Origin of the sequence: Sorangium sp. So ce363 (assembly GCF_051520435.1) — a bacterium.
Taxonomy (GTDB): domain Bacteria; phylum Myxococcota_A; class Polyangia; order Polyangiales; family Polyangiaceae; genus Sorangium; species Sorangium cellulosum_B.
Window position 1 is genome coordinate 9,248,881 of the sequence record NZ_CP150333.1, and the last position, 22,915, is coordinate 9,271,795.

Below are 22,915 nucleotides of genomic sequence, written 5' to 3' on the forward strand. Positions count from 1 at the left end.
GCGGTCTCTACTGCGTCATGAGGAGAGCAACATGGCAAGAGTAATGATCTGGCCCGACCTCTACAAAGAACAGGGCCACTGGCTTCCGTGCATCAACCTGGCCAAATCCCTGCAGAGCTCCGGCTACACCGTGGAGTTCATGGGTATCCCGGATTGCCGTTTCATCATGGAACCGTACATGAATTCTCTGAGCGACCCGATATTCCACGAGATTTTACCATCGGTGTACCCGCTCGGGCACTCGTACGAGAACAAACTCGAGCCGCTCGACCAGCGCTGGAAGCCGCACCATCTCCTGCCGATCTGCCGCGGCGCGCTCGATGATGTCTTTCTCGGGCCCTCCGCGCCGAATCTGCTCATCGGCGGCTACTTCACCGCGCTCGAAACGCTGCTCATCCATCGCAAATACGGGATCCCTTTCATCCTCATCACCACCTACCTCCGCCACCCCGACGACACGCCCAGGCTCCACGCCAAGACCAAGCTCGTCTACATGCCGCGCGCCGTCTCGCAGAAGATCATCGACTCCGTCTCGCCGCAACCGGGCCTCGACATCGATCAATTCATCGAGCCGCTCCGAGACAGGCTCGAGCTGATCCCTTGCCCCCGTGCGTTCGACTTCACCGACGACGACTGGAATCATGGCGCCCACGTCAAGTACGTCGAGCCCATGATCGTTCGGCAGCACCTGGGCGGAGGCTCCTTGCCCGGCAATCCGGCGGGGATCCCGACGAACAAATCGCTCATCTTCGGCACCGCCGGCTCGCAAGTCCAGGATTACGAGTTCAAGGCACGGCAGTTCTTCAACAATCTGATCGATATGATGAAGACCCAGAGGATGGACGACCATCATCTCGTCCTCGCGGTCGGCGACAAGCTCCTCGCTCAGCTCAACGTCGAATACGGCGTTGACGTGGACCCGCTCAACAACCGCCTTCCAGCGAACGTCAGCCTCTTCTCCTGGGTCTCGCAGCTCGACATCCTGAAGCAGGCCGAGGTGGTGTTCATGCACGGCGGCCTCGCCACGATCAAGGAGTCCATTTGGGAGCAGGTCCCCATCGTCATCGTTCCCCACGGCAAAGACCAGATGGACAACGCCCTGAGGATCCGGAGGAGCGGCATCGGAGTCGTCTCCGAGGTCGCCGACCTCACTCCGCAGCAGCTCCGCGGCCTCTTCACGGCGGCCACATCGAGCAAGTGGATCCGGCAGAAGCTCGCGAAGATGAGGGCGTTGTTTCAGGCCGAGGAGAGTAAGGCACCGAAGCCCAGCATTCAACTGATCCAGAGCGTGGTGGCCCCTTGAACCGTCGGTGAGGCGTCATGAAAAAGAGAGAGCGATCCAGCGACGGCCGTAAAGGCCAACCGGACACGACGTCGACGAACCGCGCGCAGGCGACGCCCGTTCAGGGCGCTGAGGCGCGCGCTGCGCGCCAGGGCGGCGGGTCCGGCGACGGGAAGGGCCGCGAACCCGGCGGGCAGCCCCTGTTGCCCGCGCTCACCCTGCCGAAGGGCGGAGGTGCCATCCGCGGCATCGGCGAGAGATTCTCGGTCAACGCGGCGACGGGCACCTCGTCGCTCGCCGTTCCGCTCCCCGCGTCGCCCGGGCGGGGCGGGTTCGGCCCCCAGCTCGAGCTCGCGTACGACAGCGGGGGCGGCAATGGCGCCTTCGGCCTCGGATTCGCTCTCTCGGTCGCCAGCATCTCCCGGAAGACCGACAAGGGCCTGCCGCGCTACCTGGACGACATCGATTCTGACGACTACATCCTCTCGGGCGCCGAGGATCTGGTCCCCACGCTCAGCCAGACCGGCGCGCCTGAGCTCGATCGCGGTACCCATGTCGCGCGCACCTACAGGCCGCGGGTGGAAGGCCTCTTTGCGCGTATCGAGCGCTGGATCCGAAAGGACGACGGCGACGTGCATTGGCGTGTGACCACCAAGGACAATACAACCCACGTCTATGGCCAGACGCCCGAGACGCGCATCGCGGACCCCAGAGGCCCGGAGGTGGGCCGCGATGCGCGCATCTTCAGGTGGCTGCTCGAAGAGAGCCACGACGATACGGGCAACATCCTTCGTTACGAGTACAAGGCCGAGGACGGCGACGGCGTCGACCCTTCGGACTTGAGCGAGAAGAGCCGCTTCGAGCGCCAGGGAGGGGACTTTGTCTTTCTTGCCACTGCCCAGCGTTACCTGAAGCGTGTCCGATACTGCAATGCGGTCCCGTTCGTCGCGAGCGACTTCATGATGGAGATGGTGTTCGACTACGGCGAGCACGCGCCCGCCGAGACGACCACCACCGCCGTACCCACACCGGCGGACTCCGGACCGGGGTCCGCGCCCTGGACGGTCCGCCAGGACCCGTTCTCGAGCTACAGGGCCACGTTCGAGGTGCGCACGTACCGGCTTTGCCGCCGCGTGCTCATGTTTCACCGCTTCCCCGCCAATGGCACGCCGGTGCTCGTCAGGTCGACGGACTTCGAGTATGATGCCAGCGGAGCGTTCACCTATCTCGTGGGTGTCACGCAGGCGGGTTATCTGTTCGACACGGTCACGAGCACCTGGCAGCGCCAGGTGCTCCCCACGCTGCGCCTCGACTACGTGCGGCCCGTCATCAACGACACGCTGAGCGTGCTCCCGCGCGACAGCCTCGTGGGGATCGAGGGCGGCGTGGACGGAGCTGCCAAGCAGTGGATCGATCTCAACGGCGAGGGCATCCCCGGGGTGCTCATCGACGAAGGGTCGACCTGGTACTACAAGGCGAACCGCGGGCAAGGAAAGCTGGAGGCGCCCCGCACCCTCTCCGCGTTGCCCGCGCCGAGCACGCTCGTGGGGGGCATCCAGCAGCTGGAGGACCTCGGTGGGGATGGCCAGCTCGATCTGGTCGCCTACGGCGCCCCGCTCTCCGGGTACTTCTCGAGCACGCCAGAGGGTGGCTTCGAAGCGCTCCGGACGTTCGAGTCCCTTCCGAACATCGACTGGATGGATCCGAACTTGCGCTTCATCGACCTCGATGGCGACGGCCTCGCGGATCTGCTGATCACCGAGGACCACGCGTTCGTCTGGTACCGCTCGAAGGCGAAGCAGGGCTTTGGCGAAGCCCAGCGCGTCTTCTATACGGACGACGACGAGCGCGGGCCGGCGGTCGTGTTCGCGGATCCGGAGCAGAGCATCCAGCTCGCCGACATGAGCGGCGACGGGCTCGTCGACATCGTCCGCGTGCGCAACGGCGAGGTGTGCTACTGGCCCAACCTCGGCTATGGGCGCTTCGGCAAGAAGGTCACGCTGGAGAATGGCCCCGTCTTCGCGGCCATGGACGAGTTCGACGCGCGGCGCGTCCGCTTCGGCGACGTCGACGGCTCCGGCACCAGCGACATCTTGTATCTGGGGAGCGATAGCGTCGCCCTCTACCTGAACGAATCCGGCAATCGCCTCGCTGCGCCGGTGCCCATTCGCTCGCTGCCGCCGGTGGACAGTGTTGCACGGCTTGGCATCGTCGATCTGCTCGGCCAGGGTACCGCGTGCCTGGTCTGGTCGTCCCCTCTCCCCACCGCGCGTTCCATCTTCTACGTAGATCTGATGGCGGGCGCGAAGCCGCACCTGCTCCGCTCGGTCGTCAACAACCTCGGCGTCGAGACGACGGTCAGCTACGCGCCGTCGACGAAGTTTTACCTCGAGGACAAGGCCGCCGGCATCCAATGGCTCACGCGCCTTCCCTTCCCCGTGCACGTGGTCGATCATGTCGAGCGGGTCGACGCAATCTCGAAGAGCCGGTTCGTGACGACGTATCGCTATCGGCATGGGTTCTTCGACGGCGTGGAGCGCGAGTTTCGTGGGTTCGCCCGCGTCGAGCAGCGCGACGCGGAGGAGTTCACGGTGGGAGCCTCCGGGACCGAGCTCTTCCAGGCGCCGGCACGGACGGTGAGCTGGTATCACACGGGCGCCTGGCTCGAGAAAGAGCGGCTCGAACGGGAGCTGGCGGAGGAGTACTTCCAGAAGGGGCCGGCCGCCCTGCTCTTGAAGGACACCGTGCTCCCGCAGGGCATGTCCATTCAGGACGAGCGCGAGGCGGCGCGAGCGCTGCGCGGGCGCCTGCTGCGTCAAGAGGTCTATGCTCTGGACGGCACAGACAAGGAGAACATCCCGTATGTCACGACCGAGCAGAGCTTCAGCGTCAGGCGCATCAAGACGAGCGAAGGCACGCGGCACGGCGTCTTCATGGTGCATGAGCGAGAGCGTGTCCTCATTCACAGCGAGCGCAAGGCCGACGATCCGCGCGTCGTCCACGAGCTCGTGATTGACGTCGACGATTTCGGTAACGTCGAGCGCAGGGTGTCGCTCGCGTATGCACGCGCCACGGGAGAGCCGGAGCAGCGGCGCGCGTGGGCGACGGTATCGGAGGCCGATTTCATCAACAAGCCAGCGGAAGACACGTGGTACAGGGTTGGCCTGCGATGCGAAGAGCGGCACTTCGAGCTCACCGGGCTCACGCTGCCGGCGGCTGGACAGGGCTTGCTGGCTCGCTCCGCGCTGCACGATGACCAGGGGACGGGTGTCCTCGATATGCTCGATCCGGAGGACGATTTGCCCTACGAGGGCGAGTCGACCGGCCTTGCACCCCAGCGCCGCCTGATCCAGCGAACGCAGCAGGTCTTTTACAAGGACGACCTTACCGGGCCTTTGCCGCTCGGTGAAGTCGAATCCCTGGCGCTTCCGTACAAGCGTTACGAGCTCGCGCTGACACCGGGGCTCGTGAGCGAGATCGTCCAGGATTCAGGGCAGTTCAGCGCGACGGCGTTCGACCCTGCGGTGTTGTTGTCCGAGGGGCGCTATGTCCAGCGCGACGGGGGGTACTGGACGGCCAGCGGCCACCTCGTCTTCGATCCCGCGCGCTTCTACCTCCCCGTTGAAGCGGTCGACCCGTTCGGCGAGCACTCCTTCGTCACCTACGACGACTTTGCGCTGCTCATCGAGACCACGACGGATCCGCTGAACAATCAGGTCCAGGCCGAGAACGACTACCGCGTCCTTGCCCCATGGCACGTCACCGACCCGAACCTCAACCGCTCCGCCGTCGCCTTCGACGCGCTCGGCGAGGTCGTCCGTAGCGCCGTGATGGGCAAAGTCAGCGCGAACGAGGGCGATACGCTCGACAACCCGACGTCGCGCATCGAATACGACATTCTTCGCTGGCAGGTCGAGCAGAAGCCGACCTTCGTGCACACGTTCACGCGCGAGGTGCACCATGCCGACAGCCCAACCACGCCGTTTCGAGAGAGCCTCGCCTACTGCGACGGCTTCGGTCGCGTGGTGATGCAGAAGGTTCAGGCCGAGCCCGGCGACGCGCCGCTCCGCGACGGCCAAGGTGTCCTCGTGCGCGACGGGAATGGCGCGCTCGTCATCGGGCCCGTGACGGCCCGCTGGGTCGGGACGGGCCGCACCGTCTTCAACAACAAGGGCAATCCGGTCAAGCAGTTCGAGCCGTTCTTCAGCTCCACCGCGGAATACGAGGGCGAGTCGGACCTGGTGGAATGGGGCGTCACTCCTATCGTGCACTACGACCCGCTCGATCGCGTCATCCGTACGGAGTTTCCCGACGGAGCCGAATCCCGCGCGGAGTTCGATGCCTGGCTCACACGGACGTTCGATCAGAACGACGCCGTCATCGGCACGCCCTGGCTGGCCGAACGGCAGTCGGGCTCGGCGAGCGCTGCAGAGCAGCGGGCCGCGACGCTCGCGCTCGAGCACGCGGACACGCCGTCGGCCACGTACCTCGACGCGCTCGGACGTGCCTTCTGGACCGTGATCCCCAACAGGATCCACGGGGTGAATGCCCCCTCCCACGAGACGCGCAGGAAGCTCGATGTGCAAGGCCATGTGCTCCGTGTGATCGACGCGCGCGGCGTCGAGGCGGTTACCGAGCAGTTCGACGTCCTTGGGCGGCGTTTTTCGACGGCGAGCCCGGACGGTGGAGCTCACCTGGACGTCGTTGATATCGGCAACAAGTCGGTGCGCAGTTATAACGGCAGGAGGCAGAATCGCCGTCACACCTACGATACCCTACAACGCCTGACACGCACGTGGTTGTTCCTCGACGGCGAGCCCGAGCGCCTCGTCAGGCGCGTGGTCTATGGCGAAGCGCATCCGGAAGCACTGCAACGCAACCTTCGCGGGCGGGCGTTCCAGGTGTATGATGGTGCGGGTGTGGTGACCAGCCAGGCGTACGACTTCAAGGGCAACTTGCTGCAGGCGTCGCGCCGGCTGCGCAGCGAGGTGCATGCTGGCGCCGACTGGTCGGTGCTCTCGGCGCTCACGGACGTGTCGGCCATCGCCGCCGCGGCCGCCCCGCTGCTCGAGGCCGAGAGCTTCGAGATGCAGACGGAGTACGACGCGCTGAACCGGCCGACGAGCCAGATCGCGCCGGATGCGAGCGAGATCAAGCCCACGTACAACGAGGCGGGCCTGCTCGAACGCATCGAGGTGTGGATTCCGGGCGCGGCGGCATGGACGACGTTCGTTGACAACATCGACTACGACGCGAAGGGCCAGCGAGAGCGGATCGACTACGGCAACGGCACGTCCACGGAATACACGTACGATCCGCTGACCTCCCGGCTCGCGCGCCTCCGGACGACGCGCAGCTCGGACGGCGCCGTTCTCCAGAACCTGACGTACACGTACGACCCCGTCGGGAACATCGTCGAGATCAAGGACAGCGCGCAGCAGACGGTGTTCTTCAACAACGCCGTGGTGTCACCGAACGCTCAGTACGCCTACGACGCGGTCTATCGCCTGATCGAGGCGACGGGACGAGAGCACGCGGGCGGGCTCGCCGACGTGCAGCGCGACCAGAACGACCTGCCGATCCAGGCGCTGCCCCACCCGAACGACCCGCAGGCGCTCAGGAACTATACCGAGCAGTACTTTTACGACGCCGTCGGCAACATCCAGCGAGTGGAGCATCTGGCCGGCGCGGGGACCTGGATCCGGCGGTATTCCTACGAGATGACGAGCAACCGGCTCGTGAGCACGTTCGGGGATCCTGAGGACGAGCCGTCGAGCCCGATGTATGCCCATGATGCCCACGGCAACATGACGGCCATGCCCCACATCCAAGCGCTCACGTGGGATGAGAACGACCAGCTGCGAAGCACCGATCTCGACGGCGGCGGAGTCGTGTATTACGCCTACGACGCCGCCGGGCAGCGCGTTCGCAAGGTCTGGGAGCACAGCGGGCTCGTCGAGGAGCGCATCTACATCGGCGGCTACGAGGTCTACCGCAAGCGCGACGCGACGGGGCTCGTGCTCGAGCGACAGACGCTGCACGTGATGGATAGCGCGCGACGGGTGGCCATGGTCGAGACCAAGACGGTCGACACCACGGGGCCGTTCACGGTGACGCCGCGGGTGCGCTACCAGCTCGACAACCACCTCGGATCGGCGTCGCTGGAGGTGGACGGGGCAGGGCTCGTGATCGGCTACGAGGAGTACCACCCGTACGGGACGACAGCTTACTGGTCGGCGGCGTCAGGCATCGAAGTATCGCAGCGGCGGTATCGGTACACGGGGAAGGAGAAAGACGAGGAAACGGGGCTCTACTACCATGGGGCGCGGTACTACGCGCCTTGGCTCGGGAGGTGGACGAGCGCAGATCCGGCGGGGATGGTGGATGGTCCAGGATTGTATAACTATGTAATGGGGAATCCGGTTCGGCTACATGATCCGAGCGGGAACGAAGGTGAAGAGTTTGGCACCTGGGAACAGGCCAAGCTGCTTGCCTGGGCCATGTACGCGTCGACCCCCGGGATCCGAAAAGCCGAAAAGGCTGTCAAAGAGAGCCTGATCGGCACGAGCACGGCGGTCACGGAGGCGATCGATTCCGTGGTCCACATCGATCCCATCGCCATCGCGCAGAGCTTCTATAGCGATGTAAAGGAGGAGGGCTTCTACCACGCGACCAGGGAGAGAAACCCCGCGGTGGTGATGCAACGCCATCTCCAGCAGGCAGAGAAGCTCGAGCAGGCGGGGGACAGTCAGGGCGCTACCACGGAGCGGGCCAGGGCGCTCCTGCCGTTCGCTATGGTTCTGCGGGCAGCCGCAGGTGGCGGAGCCATCACCCCCGGCCTCCGGCTCACCGCCCCGGGCGCGGCCGTAGCGGTCGCGGAGGTAGGCGGCGGCGCGGTCGGGGTCGCACCCACCGGGGCTGCGCTGCTGGCCTTGACGACCGGCAGCGGGGGGAAGGGCGGCGACGGCAAGAAACCGCCCGAGCCCCCGAAGGCAGAGCCGGCGCGTCAGCCCGAGGCAGGCTCGACAGGAGCGAAGGGAGGCACGGCGGCAGCGGGCGAAGGTACCGCTACGCTGAAAGGGACCGTCCTAGTCGAAAAATCTCCACGAGTCGCTGGTCAGCCGCAAGGCGGCCCCCTGCTGGATTCAGCACGTATCCAGGGTGAGAAAATCGGCAGCAGCATCACGCAGGAGCGTGGGAGGATCGCCGAGGCCGTCCGACGGGTCAACGAGCGCGGCCTCCCGAGGGAAGAGGCCGTCATTGCGATCCGGGCTGCACTCGAATCCATACCTAACAAACCGATGGGTACCCGTGTGGTGCAGTACGGCAACCATAGAATACTTACCCCGGTCCTGATGGACGGCCCCGTAAAGGTGCTTGTGGTGTCACCGGGCGGCGTGATAAGAATGGCAACGACTGAATTGACGATAAGCGGAACGGAGTACTCGTTTGGACACCTTAGATACATCCGATGAACCATGGAGTCTCGGAGCGGAGTAGTCATGGATTTTATCAGCGCGCTTCAGGTTTATCTCATGTCACGTATGCGGAACAAGGAGGGTGTCGCAGGAGGCCTGAGGCGTTTAGGCGTCGATGAGACGGCGTTCGATGCGGCCAAGGAGATGCTGGCGGGCGCACGCCTGGACCATGAAGACCCAGGCATCGCGGACGAGTGCCATGCCGACTCGTATCGTCGGTTCCTTGGAGCGCCGCAGCGCGTCGAGCCGGCGCCGAGAAGCCAGGCCCCGAACGCCATGAAGATGTTCTACTCTCTCCCCGTGTGGCCAGATCTGGAGCTGGAGCTCACGATGAGCAACGAGCACACCCTCCGTGGGATCCGCTTCGTTCGCGCGGGTGAGCCCAAGGCGCGCCGGCTCCGGCTCGAGGAGGTTAACCCCTGGAGGGTGGTGGAGGACGATATCCCATGCAATTGCAGCGAGGCGGTCGTGGTGGATGGGTTTGGAACATGGACCGACTACTGCTGCACCCTGCTCGAGCCCGGGAGCCCAGAGTATCTCTGGGCCTTCGACTACGGTCTCCTGCAGGAGGTAATTCCCTGGAAGGACCTGAACATCGACAAGAAGGAAGCCGCCTACCCTAGCCTGGAGAGCGTCCTCGAGAAGCCATAGACGCCGCGGTAGGGCAAGTTCATCCCTGTGGCGGCGGTCACCTGTCCGCGGAGCGACGTCCTCCACGGCACGGAAGGTCCTTCCAAGCCCCGTCCCGAAGCCGGGCCTCTTTGGAAGCAGTACGGTGGAGAAGGGGGCGCTGCGGCCTGCGACGCATGCAAGTGATGGCAGGATGGCGCTCTCCCTCGTTCGATCCCATCCAGGCTCGGAGGGCTCATCCCCTGCCTCGTCATGCTCGACGCCCGAGCGCCTGGCGCTGCACGAGCGGCTCCTCACTCAGGCCATGGCCGAGGCGGCTGAGCGCCAGATGCTCAAGACCAGCGGCGGAAGGCGGCCGTACAGCGCGACAATCGACAAGCGTTTGCCCGAATTCGAGGACATGCTAAAATACGCGCCATGGCCGCGCCTCAGCCAACGGTGACACCACGGCGCATCTTCGTGATGGGCGACCCGCAGGCGCCGATGGCCAAGGTGATGGCCGTGCTCGCGTCGCACGCGTTGCTCGGCGCGGACGGCCGGCTGGCCGACGACGTTTTGCTCGTGTCGATCGGCGATCACTTCGACTATGACCTCGATGATCCGGTGGGCGCGGGCGCGGAGGGGCTCCGCACGCTGCGCTGGCTGGCCAGCCACGATCCCGCGCAGGTGCGGCTCCTGTTCGGCAACCATGACGCGGCGCGGGTCATGGAGCTCGCCGGCCTCGACGACGTGCGGTTCGCTGCGGCGCGCGCGCTCGGGCGCTCGATCAAGGAGACCAGGCGGCGTGAAGGCGCCGAGGCCGCCGCCCGGCGCCAACGCGACGAGTTTGCAGCGCAGTTTCCCGATGTGGCGACCCCGGGGCTCGCGGCGCGCGATTACGCGTCGTTCAGCGAGTCCCAGCGCGAGCTCGTCATCGAGCTGCTGCTCTGCGGCCGCTTTCATCTCGCGCTCTCAGGCGTGCTGCCCGACGGCCGCGCTGTGTTGCTGACCCACGCGGGCGTGACCACGCGCGAGCTCGCGATACTGGGCATGCCGGACGAGCGCGACCCGCATCGGCTGGCGGTGGCCCTCGAGCGACAGTTGCGCGCCGCGATCGACGCGCGGCGCACGGAATGGCAGAGCGGCGCGCGCACGCCACTTTCGCTCGAGCCTCTCCACATCGCAGGCGCCGCGGGCAACGAGGGTGGCGGCCTCCTCTACCATCGACCTGCGTGCGTCGATCGCGTGGGTGGCGATCCGGCATGGGAGCTCGATCCGGCACGGCCGCGGCGCTTCGAGCCGCGTTCGCTCCCGCGCGGCCTGCGGCAGGTCGCCGGTCACACCGGTCACAGGAAGTGCAAGGCGGAGCTCGGTCACGACTGGCTCACGGCGGCAGCTCACCAGAAGGAGATCGGAGGGATCCGCACGCTGCGCGTCGACGGCGACGTCGTCACATACGACCTCGGGATCCTGGACGATCGACCCGGAGCGACCGACCTCTACCTGATCGATGGGGAGATGCGGTTTACCGCCGCCGCCGATTACGCTTTGCTCCCGCTCGCCGAGCTGATCGTCCCCGCGTGAAGCCCGATGCGCGTGTTTAAGTGGTGGTCGACTTTGCCCGAGAGAGATCACAGGGAGACGGGGAGACAGGGAGATTTACTGGAATTTTTCTCCCTGCCTCCCCGCCTCCCTGTCCAGATTTGACCAGTACCCCGCACCCCGCGGCGCTCCGGACGAAGTGACCGCCGGCTGGGCGCGCAGCGAGCGCGCCAATCCACCCACATCGCCGCCCGCGCCCTCACTGGAGAACTCACGCGCTCACCCGCGACCACGGATTGCCACCCTCGCATCAAATCGTGCAGAACGCCGGCCGAGCTCGCTCAATCGACCGAGCACAAGAGTTCATCCACCAACTCACGTGGTCTCACTGGGGTGGTGTTTTCATGTCCATTCAGGATCCCTCGCGATCCATGCCAGTCGCGCAAACATCATATCGGATTGGATCACGGGCCGTCCTCACGTGATTGTTTCACCCAGAGAGGCGCCCTGCCCGTGTCAAGCCGGTAGCACGACTGTGGCCGCGGATTTGCTCTGACGGCAAAGGCACTCGCGAGGGTGCGTGGACGGCGGCACGGCGCGGCGATCGCGAGCGATCGTCGCGCGGGTCCACGAGCGGATGGGCCGTCAAGTTACATCAGCAGCGGAGAGGCTGGCGGCGCTTGCGGCCTCTCCTTGGCAGCGCTCCGTCGCGCCGCGCCCTGGCTCCTGAGGGGGATGGTGCGGCGCTCTCCGACATCGGGGGAGATGGGCGCATCGGACCGAGCCAGGAAAGGAAGATCCAATGAAGCGCTTCAAGTCACACCTCACCACGGCTGCCCTCACCGCAGCATGCGCCTTCGCGCCCGGCTGCCTGATCCTCGACGCCGGTGACGAGGGCGCGGGGCCGGCCCCGACCGCCTCGGGGACGCTGACCGTCGCCGTCGCCAATGGCGAGGCGCGGTACATGCTGGAGCGGGAAGATGGGGTGTTCGTGCGCCTCGACCTGGGCTCGATGACGGATGCGGCGCCGGGCGTCGAGCCGTCGATCGACTGGCGCACGGCGAGCGGCTCCCCCGTGGACGTGTTCGGCACCGAGACCGGCGACGGCACGATCATGGTCGCCACGATGCGGCCTGCCGAGGGCATCGGCGAGCTGACGAACGCGCTCGTCACGACCGGGACCAAGCGCGTCCTGGTGCTGCGCGTGCAGTTCGACGGCGGCCAGACGCTGGGCACGGAGCAGGACGTGCGCAACACCATGGCCGGCGCGGCGACCCACCTGGCGGGCTCGTCGTTCGGCAAGATGCAGCTCGAGTACGACGTCGCCGGCCCGTTCAACATCAGCTTCGGCAAGTGCGACGACTACAACCGATGGCAGAACGAGGCCAGGACCGCGGCGAAGAACGCCGGCTTCGATCTGAACGCGTACCAGCACTACATGATCATGGGGAAGATGGATTGCGGGTACGCCGGCATGGGCGCGCAGCCCGGCAACGCCACCTGGATCGCCGGCCTCTGGCCCGAGGTCGTCGTGCACGAGCTCGGCCACAACTTCGGCCTGTGGCACGCCTCCTCGCGGACGTGCCGCAACGCCGGGGCGACGGTGACGATGAGCAACGACTGCACCTTCGACGAGTACGGCGATCCGTTCGACCCGATGGGCAACGGCGGGAAGCAGCACTTCAACGCCAACTACAAGGTGAACCTCGGGTGGATCCCGTCGTCGCAGGCCCAGACGGTCACCGCCGACGGGACGTATACGCTCGCCCCGATGACCGAGGCGAGCACCGGGACCCAGCTCCTCCGCGTCAAGGGCCCGAACGACGTCATGTACCAGATCGAGTTCCGCCAGCCGGCGGCGACGAACGTCGTCGACTCGCGCAACCTCTCCACGAAGGGCGTGCTCATTCATGCGTTCTTCACGCAGTCGCGAGAGAGCGGCCGGGCGCACCTGCTCGACATGATCCCTGGCGGGAACTTCAGGGACGCGCCGCTCGCCGTCGGCGCTTCTCATCAGCTCTTCGGGACGAACGCGACGCTGAAGCTCCTCTCCGTGTCGGCCACGGGCGCGCAGGTCCAGATCTCCGGCCTGGGCGGCGGCACGACCGACCCCGGGGGCGGCACCGGCGGCGGCGATCCGGGCGGCGGCACCGGCGGCACCACCGGCCAGAGCCTGGCGGCCCTCCATTCCGGCAAATGCATGAGCGTCAACGCGGCGAGCCTGGACAACGGCGCCACCGTCGTCCAGCGGCCGTGCACCGGGGCGGGCGACCAGCAATGGCAAGTCGAGATCATCAGCGGCACCACGGCGACCGTGAAGAACGTGAACAGCGGAAAGTGCCTCGACGTGCAGGGGTCCAGCCGGAACAACGGGGCGAACATCACGCAGGCGGACTGCAACAGCGGCAGGAACAGCCAGAAGTGGGATCTCATCGATCGCGGCAACGGCGCCGTCTCGCTGCGCTCTGTCAACAGCGCAAAGTGCGTGGACGTCTACAGCGCCAGCACCGCCGACGGCGCCAGGATCGCCCAGTACACGTGCAACAACGGGACGAACCAGCAGTTCCGGCGGCAGTAGCGAACCTCGCATCGATGAACCGCGTCGCTCTCGGGCTCGCCGCCGCCGCGGCGGGCCTCGCCCTCTCCGCCGCCACGCCCGCGCGCGCCAACGGCCGATACCCAACCGCCGGCCAGATCCTCGTCGATCCCGCCGATCCCGAGCACATCGTCGTCCGCGCGACCTACGGCGTCCTCACCACCCACGACGGCGGCGAGCGCTGGTCGTGGATCTGTGAAGCGGCCATCGGCTACAGCGGCTTCGAGGACCCGATGCTCGTCGTCACCGCCGACGGCTCGATCCTCGCCGGGCTCTTCGACGGGCTCAGCGCGACGCACGACCGCGGCTGCGACTGGCACATCGCCGAGGGCGCGCTCGCCCAGCGCAACATCGTCGATCTGTCGATCGATCGCGCGGATCCCGCGAGCGTCCTCCTGCTCGGCTCCAGCGTCATGGCCAGCGACGCGATCTTGACGCAGGTCTGGGAATCGAAGGACGACGGACGGACCTGGACTCAGGCCGGGGTCGACTTCCCGAGCACGTTCCTCGGCGTGACCCTGGACAGCGCGCCCAGCGATCCGCGGCGCATCTACGTGAGCGGGCGCCGCAACGGCCCCACGTTCGAGGGGATCGTGCGGCGCTCGGACGATCGCGGCGCGACGTGGGAGGAGTTCGACGTCCCTGGCAGCGACGATCGCAACCTGCCGTACCTCGGCGCCGTGGACCCGAAAGACCCTGACGTGGTGTACGTGCGCCGCGACGGCGACGGCGCGGACGCCCTGCTGGTCTCGCAAGACGGGGGCGCCACGTGGCGCGAGGTGTTCCAGGCGGCGAGCCTGCTCGGCCTCACCCTCTCGCCCGACGGGACCGAGATCGCGGCCGGCAGCGATCTGGACGGCCTGTGGGTGGCGCCGACGGATACCCTGGAGTTCACCCAGGTTGGGCAGCTCGGCGTCCGCTGCCTGACCTGGACCCCGCGGGGCCTCTTCGCCTGCGCCGACGAGCCCGTGGACGGCTTCTCCGCCGGCGTTTCCACCGACGGGGGCAGGACGTTCTCGCCGCTCATGACGCTCGACCGGCTCTGCGGCCCGCCGGAGGCCTGCGGGGGCGACAGCTCGACCGGCCGGACCTGCCCCGGGCTCTGGCGGGCGACAGCGCGCTTCATCGGCGCCGCGGGCTCGTGCGAGGCCGGCGCCGGCTCGGGCGGCGCCACGGGCGCGGGCGGGGGCGAGGCGAGCGCCGGCGGGGGCGAGCCCGGCGCGGGCGCAGCCGAGCCGAGCGCCGGCGGCGGCTGCTCCTGCGGGGCGTCGGGCGGGGGGCGCGCCGGGGCGCTGCTGAGCTGCCTCGCCGCGGCCGGCGGCGCGCTCCTGCGCGCGCGACGGCACGGACGCCGGCGCGCAGAGGCGCCGGGAGCGCGGTGACGGCCCGAGCCGTTCCCGCGTCGGGTGCTCGCGTTTGGAGCTCCTAACGCGCCTGCACGTAGAGCGAGAACGGGATATTGCCCTCCCCGCCCACGAAGGTCGCGTCGGGGACGTCGATCACGAACTCGTGCGTGCCGGCGCTCGCGGCGCCCCACGGGACGATCCGGGTGTCGATCACGTCGCCAGGGCACCAATTGCTGAACGACTGCCACTCTTTGTCCGACCGCGGGGACGCCCCGTAGATGCCGTTGCCCTGGGTGTTGTACTTGCGAAACGGCTCGCACGACGTGCGCCCGGGCTTGTACTGCAAGGCCAGCTCGCCGTCGACGTACACGTGATGGTCGCGGCGAACATACTCCTCGCCGCCCTGGTTGGCGCCGTGATTCGACGTGATCAACACGAGCTGTGCATCCTGTGTATCCGCCGGCAATTCGAAGCTGACGGTCTTGCGGGTCGTGCCGACCTTGTCGCTGGCGCCCGTGGCGTAGTTGTTGAATTCTTCGCTGATCGCCAGCGGCAACAGGACGCTGAAGTCCTGGGCCGCCCGCGTGCTGTCGGTGTACAGCAGCAGCGATCCGAGCTGCGTGTCATTGCGACCAGCGCAACCGGGGACCTCGTCGTTCGCGGCGTAAGGCACGCCGAAGATGCCCAATTCGAACCAGAGATCGTGTTCGGCCAGGAGGTCGGGGTCTTTCAAGATCGGCACGAGGTTGCTGGCCTCCCATTCATAGGGGACCGTCTTCGGCTGCTTGTTCATGTCCATGAACGGCGTGACGAACCGTGCGATCTCGATCCGGTCGACCTCCCCGGGAACGTAGGTCTGGGCGCCCTTGGGGACCAGCGCCAGGTTGACCGAGCCGAGTCGGTCGTAGTTGTCGCACAGCGCTCCCACGACCACGCGGACCTTCAGGGTGGTCTGGATCTTGGCGAGCAGATCGTCGGTCAACCTGGTTGCAACCAGCGAGTTGTTGTGGCGGATCACGCCGGCCGGGATCGGTTCGTCGACGGTCTCGGCGTAGCCGTCGTAGAACGTGATGTCCTCCAGCACCGGGACCTCCTCGGGTTCCTGGAGCGGCTCGTCGCCGCTGCCGCCGCTGCCCCCCGTGCTGCCACCGCCGCCACCGCCGCCCGTGCCGCCGCTGCCTGCGCTGGTCCCGGTCACTCCGCTCGTGCTCCCGCTGCTCTCGGAGGTCCCGGTGCCTCCGCCGGTGCCCGCGTCAGAGCGCTGCTCGTCCGTGCACGCGGCGAGCAGGGCCAGCGGACAGAGGTATGGGATCGCGCGACGCAGGTGCATTCGTCCAACTTATCAGATCGCCGGCTCGATGTCGTGCTGGAGCGGCGGCGGAGGTTGAGCGATTCGGGGGCGCGTACCAGGCCGAGCATCTCCCTCCGGGGCTGGAATTATCCAGCGTGGCAAGCGCCAGACTCACGTCGAGATCGTCGCGGCGAAAGCGATGCCCGTGGATAAACTTCAGGAGCTACTCAACCAGATCAACGTGAAGAAGGAAGGGTCGTGATGACAGACGAGAGGCGACCGCTTGTGGAATCTCGGAGCGGAGCAGTCATGGATTGTATCAGCGCGCTTCAAATTTATCTCATGTCACGCATGCGGAACAAGGAGGGTGTCGCAGGAGGCCTGAGGCGTTTAGGCGTCGATGAGGCGGCGTTCGATGCGGCCAAGGAGATGCTGGCGCGCGCACGGCTGGATCATGAGGACCCAGACATGGCGGACGAGTGCAGTGCCGACTTGTATCGTCGGTTCCTTGGTGCGCCGCAGCGCGTCGAGCCGGCGCCGGAAGACCACGCGCCGAACGCCATGAAGATGTTCTACTCTCTCCCCGTGTGGCCTGATCTGGAGCTGGAGCTCAGGATGAGCAACGAGCACACCCTCTGTGGGATCCGCTTCGTTCGCGCGGGTGAGCCCAAGGCGCGCCGGCTTCGGCTCGAGGAGGTTATACCCTGGAGGGTGGTGGAGGACGATATCCCATGCAATTGCAGCGAGGCGGTCGTGGTGGATGGGTTTGGAACATGGACCGACTACTGCTGCACCCTGCTCGAGCCCGGGAGCCCAGAGTATCTCTGGGCCTTCGACTACGGTCTCCTGCAGAAGGTAATTCCCTGGAAGGACCTGAACATCGACAAGAAGGAAGCCGCCTACCCTAGCCTGGAGAGCGTCCTCGGCCTCGAGGAGCCAGAGACGCCGCGGTAGGGCAAGTTCGTCCCTGGGGTGGTGGTCACCTGTTCGCGGAGCGACGGCTGACGCAGACGCGACAGCTCGATCGGGGCCATCCTTCGCGGCGAGGACGCCTGACGGCGCGCAGCCAGGCGACCGCGCCAATCGCGACGGCGGCCAGCGGGGCGCTCCATCCTGGGCCTCCGGCGGCCCGCGGCGCCGCGCTGCAGCGGACCAGCTGGTCGTCGGCGCACTCGGGCGAGAACCCGTGCGGCGGGATGGGATTGCAGGTCGACGCGGAGAGATCCCGAGGGGGGTAGATCTGGCAGATGCCGGCGATGTCGTCCTCGTGCAACGTCCGGAAGTTCATCGGGTCCGCCCTGTCGTACCTGGAGTGCATGGTCGCCTCGGGCCCGGCCATGGTGTGGTCGAGGCCCAGGAAATGCCCGGCCTCGTGCGTGACGATGGCGAGCAGATCTTCCCTCGGCGCGGCGGAGTCGTCCGCGACGGTGAAATCGTAGAGATCGGTGTTGATCTCCATGTCGGCCCCCCAGAGATTACCGGTCTTCCTGTCGAACTGCACCGTCGTGAGCGCGAGCATCTCGGTGTTGTGTCCCGCGGCCGCGAGCCACTCCAGATCGCGGAAGACGACCACGTTGGCGTTGCCCGGCACGAGGCCATCGACGATCCTGGTCTTGCCGTCCCTCGCGTTGAGCTCCACCGCTCCGCAGGCGACGGGCCCGAGGTTCTGGACGCGGAGCCCCGGCGTTCCCCCGTCGCAGGGCGCCTGCATCCACGTATCGAACGCGGCCTCGATCACGTCGGAGATCTCCTGGTAGGAGATCTCGCTGGACGCGTCCTCCTGGATGCTGAAGCCGATGCAATCGCCCGCCCAGCGGAGCGGCTTGCATTCGCCGACGGGCTGGTCGTCCTGCAGGCAGAGCTCCGACCTCTTGCAGGTGTTCGAGCGGCAGTAGGCCGACGCCTGCTGCGCGCTCGCCAGCACGGCGAGCGCGGCCGCCACGCAGGAGCACCATGCACGCTTCATCGCCATCGACTCCTCCACGATCGGTTGACCCTACAGCGACGGTAGCAGCGCGCGGCCGGCGCGTGGGGATTTCGCCGGCGGCGCCCTTGCCGCCCGCTGGCCCTCCGCCATCCTGAGCGTGATGGGGCGTGCTCGTGGGTGAGGCGGGCGGCGGAGCCGATCCGGCGCAGGGCGGCGCGGCGGCGCAGGGCGGCGCGGCGGCGCAGGACAGCGCGGCCCCGGCGCAGGGCGGCGCGGCGGCGCAGGACAGCGCGGCCCCGGCGCAGGGCGGCGCGGCGGCGCCGAGCTTCCTGTGCGACGCGATGCTGGGCGGCCTGTCGCGCTGGCTGCGCGGCGCGGGCTACGACGCCATGTTCGAGCATGGCATCGACGACGGCGACCTCGTGCGCCTCGCGCAGCAGACCGGCCGGGTGCTGCTGAGCTCCGACGCCGGCGTATTCGAGCGGCGCTCCCTGCGCACCGCGGCTGTGCGCGGGCTCTACGTGCCCCGCGGGCTGCGCCCGACGGAGCAGGCCGGCTTCGTGCTGCGGGAGCTCGGGTTGCCCGTGCGGGACCCCCGCTGCATGGCGTGCGGCGGCGCGCTCACGGCCGCCACGAAGGACAGCGTCCGGGATGCGGTGCCGGCGGTGGTGGCAAACCGCCACGAGGAGTTCTGGCGGTGCGATCGATGCGGCAAGGTCCTGTGGAAGGGCAGCCACTGGGACGGCATCGTCGCCGGCGTGTCCGCCGCGGCCGGCGTGGCTGCCGCGACCGAGGCCCCTGCACCGCCGGCGGGCGGCCGAAAGCCTCCGCCGTGACGCGGCGGGCGGGCGCAATTCATTCGTCGGCCAGGACCGCCCGCGTGCCCGCGCGCGTATACTTCGCCGGATGTCCACGGGCGGCGGGAACCAACGTAGGGTCGACGTGGTGATCCTCGCCGCGATCACGCTGGAGTACAAGGCTGCCCTTCAGGTCGAGGAAGGCGCTTTGCCAGAGAGCCGGTGGGAGCAGGAGGAAGGTCCCAACGGCCTGCCCGTCGCGTTCAGGAGCTTCCAGGGAGCCGGTGGCAGGCCGCTGCACATCGCGCTGGCGCAGGCGGGCGACATGGGGGCCGTCGCTGCGACGAACGCGCTGCTGCCGCTCGTGCAGGAGGTTCGGCCGCGGTGCGTCGCGATGTGCGGCGTGTGCGCGGGGCGGCCGGGCAAGACCAAGCTGGGCGATGTCGTCGCCGCCGAACGGTTGTTTCTGCATGACACAGGCAAGGCTCTGCCAGGCGGGGTGCAGCAGGACCTGAGGACATACAACCTGCGCGATGACTGGAAGGTTGCGCTGGAGCACACAGACTTCAGCGCGCGCTTCAAGGACGCCTCCTGGTGGAAGGCGCGCCCCATCCCCTACGAATGGCAGGAGAACTGGGTCCTCGCGAAGCTGCACGAGGGCGTCGCGGATCCTGGCGCGCTGCCGGAGTGCGAGGAGATGTGCCCACGATGGGCGGACGTCATCGCGTCATTGTGGAAGTCCGGCCATCTACACGATGGCAAGCTCGCGCTCACCGAGGAGGGGCGCGAACGGATCGTGCGAATCCTGATCCAGCAGCGAGGCCGGTTCCCGGATCTTTCTCCTGCGGGCGCGCTGCTCCCTTTCAAGGTGCATGTCGCGCCGATGGGCAGCGGCAACAAGGTCGTCGAGGACCAAGCGTACTGGAGCTTCGTGTCGGAGCACATGCGCAAGACGCTCGGTCTCGAGATGGAAGCCGCGGCCCTTGGCGCGCTCGCGCATGCCCAGCGCGATGCGAGGCTCGACGCGCTGGTGATGAAGGGCGTCATGGACTTTGCCAATCACGGGCGCGACGACCACTTCAAGGAGTACGCCGCTCGCGCCTCGGCCGAGTGCTTGATCGCGTTCCTGCGCGACAACCTCCCACCGGAAGCACCGAACGACCCGCTCGACGACCTCCTCGTCCCGGGGACGTCGGAGCCACCGGTCGAGGCGAGCCCCGCCGCGCTCTTGAACGCTCGCTACCAGGTCGTGCCGTTCTTCGGCCGCGCCGATGTGCTCAAGGAGATCCATGCCTGGTGCGGTGCTACAGCCCCCGTACGCGCACGCCTCTTCTACGGTCCTGGCGGCATAGGGAAGACGAGGCTCTTCATCGAGGCCTGCGCTCAGCTGCGTCGCGAGGGCTGGCGAGCGGGCTTCATCCCAGAAGGCGTCGACGAGCGGCAGGTCGAAGCGCTCATGGCAGCGGAGCGTCCCACGTTCGCGGTCGTCGACTACGCCGAGAGCCGCCCCGACCTGCGCGACCTCCTCGATCCAGCTGGGCGCGTTCGCGCCCGGAAGGGCCGGGGTCGGCTGCGGCTCGTGCTCCTCGCCCGCAACGCCGGCGACTGGTGGACGTTTCTGCAGGGCTCCGATGCCGAGCTGGGAGCATTGCTTGGCGATCACGCGCCGCGAGAGCTTCCACCCGGGGTCGCCGCGAGCCCCCAGCGGATAGAGGCTTTCCGGGAGGCGGCGGCATCGTTTGCACACGTTCTCGGGAAAGCCGTTCCAGGTGCGACGCCGCCGCTCGACGACCGGCGCTACGATCGGGTGCTCTACCTTCACATGGCGGCGCTCGCGACGGTCGAGGGGCGGGAGTTTACCGCAGAGACGCTGATGGCCAGCACGCTCGATCACGAGCAGCGTTTCTGGAGCTCGCGCTTCCCGCGCGCTGACTCCTTCGATGCGCGGCGATTCATCGAGCAGATGCGACGGGCCGTCACCGCGCTCACGCTGCGAGGTGGCGCGTCGAGCCGCGGTGAGGCGGCCGCGCTCGTGGCCAGGATCATTGACGAGCGTGACGAGAAGCTCGCGGATCAGTACCTCCGCTTCCTGCGTGACCTTTATCCCGGGCAACGGCGTGCCTCTCGCGCAGGTGACTACCTCGGCGGACTCGAGCCCGATCTGCTGGGCGAGGCCATGGTGCACCGGACACTGTCGCTGGAGGGCGGCGAAGCCGGCTCGTACCTGGACGGCGTGCTCGACCGCCCTGCTGGCGAAGATACGTTGCGGACCGCCTTCGCGGTGCTCGGGCGGCTGTCCGAGGATCAGCCCGAGGATGGAGAACAGTGGATCACGCACGTGCTCGGGCGCGACGTTGTGGGCCGAGCGATGGCGGCATTTGAAGCGGCCAAGGCTCTCGGCGAGCGCACGGCGCATGCGCGGCTCGGAAGCGTGCTCGCGAAGGCCCTGGAGCGGGAGGGGACGATTGATCTTGCGGAGCAGATGGCGCGGGCAGGGCTGCCGGAGCGCACCGTATCGCTGCGCGAGGTCAGGCTGTGGGTAGAGCAGAAGCGCCTGGAACACCTTCCGGAAGGCGCTGAACTGGAGCGGCTGGCCGAGCGAGCGGGTCTGCTGAACAACCTGGGCTATCGGCAGAGCGAGCTGGGGCAGCGGGAAGCGGCGTTCGCTTCCACCCAAGAGGCCGTCACGCGCTTCCGCACGCTCGCCGAGCAGCGGCCCGACGCGCTCCTGCCCTACCTCGCCAAAAGCCTCAACAACCTGGGCGTGATGCAAGGCGAGTTGGGGCAGCGGGAAGCGGCGCTCGCTTCCATCCAAGAGGCCGTCACCATCCGCCGCACGCTCGCCGAGCAGCGGCCCGATGTGTTCCTGCCCGACCTCGCCGAAAGCCTCAACAACCTGGGCGCGATGCAAAGCGAGCTGGGGCAGCGGGAAGCGGCGCTCGCTTCCACTCAAGAGGCCGTCACCATCCGCCGCACGCTCGCCGAGCAGCGGCCCGATGCGTTCCTGCCCGACCTCGCCGGAAGCCTCCACAACCTGGGCGTGGCGCAGAGCGCGCTGGGGCAGCAGGAAGCGGCGCTCGCTTCCATCCAAGAGGCCGTCACCATCCGCCGCACGCTCGCCGAGCAGCGGCCCGATGCGTTCCTGCCCGACCTCGCCGGAAGCGTCCACAACCTGGGCGCGACGCAAGGCGAGTTGGGGCAGCGGGAAGCAGCGCTCGCTTCCATCCAAGAGGCCGTCACCATCCGCCGCACGCTCGCCGAGCAGCGGCCCGATGCGTTCCTGCCCGACGTCGCCGAAAGCCTCACCGGCCTGGGCGCGATGCAAAGCCAGCTGGGGCAGCGGGAAGCGGCGCTCGCTTCCACCCATGAGGCCGTCACGCGCTACCGCACGCTCGCCGAGCAGCGGCCCGATGCGTTCCTGCCTTACCTCGCCCTCAGCCTCAACAACCTGGGCGCGATGCAAAGCGAGCTGGGGCAGCGGGAAGCAGCGCTCGCTTCCACCCATGAGGCCGTCACCATCCGCCGCGCGCTCGCCGAGCAGCGGCCCGATGCGTTCCTGCCTTACCTCGCCATGAGCCTCAACAGCCTGGGCAATCGGCAGAACGAGCTGGGGCAGCGGGAAGCGGCGCTCGCTTCCACCCAAGAGGCACTCGACACAATATGGCCCTTTTTTCTGGACGTGCCTCATGCATTTGCGCCCAAAACATCTATCATCCTTCGCAGGATGCTCCAAATCCTAGAGATGCTTGGCCAATCCTCCTCACCCGAACTGCTGGAGCACATCGCACTCGTGGAGCGAGCTTTTCCAAATCAAGATCTCTAAGTTCGGATGTTGCACTCTTGATTTAATACTACAATTGCAGAAGCGCCGATCGTGAGGATCCCATCAGGCGGCCAGCCGGTACACTTCCCCAACTTTCCGCAGAAATCGCGGGCCATGTCGAGCGCTTCGCCGCTACGTGCAATGGTAGTACCAAGTCGCGCACAAAAAGCTCAAACCCGAGTCGCTGGCCGTCCTACCCTGTTCCCGACCGGTCAGGGGAACCG

Annotated in this window: 12 protein-coding genes; 10 read left to right on the forward strand and 2 right to left on the reverse strand. The window is 67.3% G+C overall.

The annotated features are described in order from the left end of the window. The first annotated feature begins 31 nt into the window (after nt 1-31). The 7 genes from WMF12_RS34825 (at nt 32) to WMF12_RS34855 (ending at nt 14,889) form a co-directional block, all read left to right on the forward strand. Complete coding sequence (locus WMF12_RS34825) at nt 32-1,303, forward strand: glycosyltransferase (RefSeq protein ID WP_437852304.1); 1,272 nt, start codon at nt 32-34, stop codon at nt 1,301-1,303. A gap of 17 nt (nt 1,304-1,320) precedes the next feature. After that, a complete protein-coding gene (locus WMF12_RS34830) occupies nt 1,321-8,757 on the forward strand; it encodes a SpvB/TcaC N-terminal domain-containing protein (protein ID WP_437852305.1) in 7,437 nt (2,478 codons plus the stop codon). A 27-nt stretch (nt 8,758-8,784) separates the two neighbouring features. Continuing rightward, a complete protein-coding gene (locus tag WMF12_RS34835; protein ID WP_437852306.1) occupies nt 8,785-9,411 on the forward strand; it encodes a hypothetical protein in 627 nt (208 codons plus the stop codon). A 172-nt stretch (nt 9,412-9,583) separates the two neighbouring features. Continuing rightward, the gene (locus WMF12_RS34840; RefSeq protein ID WP_437852307.1) at nt 9,584-9,832 is read left to right on the forward strand and encodes a hypothetical protein; all 249 of its coding nucleotides are present in this window, start codon (nt 9,584-9,586) and stop codon (nt 9,830-9,832) included. Next, nucleotides 9,808-10,953, forward strand: a complete 1,146-nt coding sequence (locus tag WMF12_RS34845) for a metallophosphoesterase (protein ID WP_437852308.1) — start codon at nt 9,808-9,810, stop codon at nt 10,951-10,953. The genes WMF12_RS34840 and WMF12_RS34845 overlap by 25 nt, the downstream gene beginning before the upstream one ends. A gap of 760 nt (nt 10,954-11,713) precedes the next feature. Continuing rightward, nucleotides 11,714-13,489 (forward strand): RICIN domain-containing protein, encoded by a 1,776-nt coding sequence (locus tag WMF12_RS34850; RefSeq protein WP_437852309.1) that lies wholly within the window; start codon nt 11,714-11,716, stop codon nt 13,487-13,489. 14 nt (nt 13,490-13,503) lie between these two features. Beyond that, complete coding sequence (locus WMF12_RS34855) at nt 13,504-14,889, forward strand: WD40/YVTN/BNR-like repeat-containing protein (protein ID WP_437852310.1); 1,386 nt, start codon at nt 13,504-13,506, stop codon at nt 14,887-14,889. A gap of 43 nt (nt 14,890-14,932) precedes the next feature. On the opposite strand, the gene WMF12_RS34860 is transcribed toward WMF12_RS34855, so the two are convergent. Beyond that, on the reverse strand, nt 14,933-16,051 hold the full coding sequence (locus WMF12_RS34860) for a peptide-N-glycosidase F-related protein (RefSeq protein WP_437852311.1): 1,119 nt from the start codon (nt 16,049-16,051) through the stop codon (nt 14,933-14,935). A 354-nt stretch (nt 16,052-16,405) separates the two neighbouring features. On the opposite strand from WMF12_RS34860, the gene WMF12_RS34865 reads away from it, so the two are divergent. Then, nucleotides 16,406-17,098, forward strand: a complete 693-nt coding sequence (locus tag WMF12_RS34865) for a hypothetical protein (RefSeq protein ID WP_437852312.1) — start codon at nt 16,406-16,408, stop codon at nt 17,096-17,098. Nucleotides 17,099-17,123: 25 nt separating this feature from the next. On the opposite strand, the gene WMF12_RS34870 is transcribed toward WMF12_RS34865, so the two are convergent. After that, nucleotides 17,124-18,116, reverse strand: coding sequence for a matrixin family metalloprotease (locus tag WMF12_RS34870; protein ID WP_437852313.1), 993 nt, complete (start codon nt 18,114-18,116; stop codon nt 17,124-17,126). 122 nt (nt 18,117-18,238) lie between these two features. Between WMF12_RS34870 and WMF12_RS34875 the strand changes: the two genes are divergently transcribed. Both WMF12_RS34875 and WMF12_RS34880 read left to right on the forward strand, forming a co-directional pair. After that, on the forward strand, nt 18,239-18,907 hold the full coding sequence (locus WMF12_RS34875; RefSeq protein WP_437852315.1) for a Mut7-C RNAse domain-containing protein: 669 nt from the start codon (nt 18,239-18,241) through the stop codon (nt 18,905-18,907). Nucleotides 18,908-19,013: 106 nt separating this feature from the next. Beyond that, complete coding sequence (locus WMF12_RS34880) at nt 19,014-22,691, forward strand: tetratricopeptide repeat protein (RefSeq protein WP_437852316.1); 3,678 nt, start codon at nt 19,014-19,016, stop codon at nt 22,689-22,691. Nucleotides 22,692-22,915: the final 224 nt, after the last annotated feature.

Bases quoted from the DNA above. Each gene is read 5' to 3' on its own strand.
- WMF12_RS34825 (WP_437852304.1), top strand. From the start codon at position 32: ATGGCAAGAGTAATGATCTGGCCCGACCTCTACAAAGAACAGGGCCAC.
- WMF12_RS34830 (WP_437852305.1), top strand. From the start codon at position 1,321: ATGAAAAAGAGAGAGCGATCCAGCGACGGCCGTAAAGGCCAACCGGAC.
- WMF12_RS34835 (WP_437852306.1), top strand. From the start codon at position 8,785: ATGGATTTTATCAGCGCGCTTCAGGTTTATCTCATGTCACGTATGCGG.
- WMF12_RS34840 (WP_437852307.1), top strand. From the start codon at position 9,584: ATGGCGCTCTCCCTCGTTCGATCCCATCCAGGCTCGGAGGGCTCATCC.
- WMF12_RS34845 (WP_437852308.1), top strand. From the start codon at position 9,808: ATGGCCGCGCCTCAGCCAACGGTGACACCACGGCGCATCTTCGTGATG.
- WMF12_RS34850 (WP_437852309.1), top strand. From the start codon at position 11,714: ATGAAGCGCTTCAAGTCACACCTCACCACGGCTGCCCTCACCGCAGCA.
- WMF12_RS34855 (WP_437852310.1), top strand. From the start codon at position 13,504: ATGAACCGCGTCGCTCTCGGGCTCGCCGCCGCCGCGGCGGGCCTCGCC.
- WMF12_RS34865 (WP_437852312.1), top strand. From the start codon at position 16,406: ATGACAGACGAGAGGCGACCGCTTGTGGAATCTCGGAGCGGAGCAGTC.
- WMF12_RS34870 (WP_437852313.1), bottom strand. From the start codon at position 18,116: ATGGCGATGAAGCGTGCATGGTGCTCCTGCGTGGCGGCCGCGCTCGCC.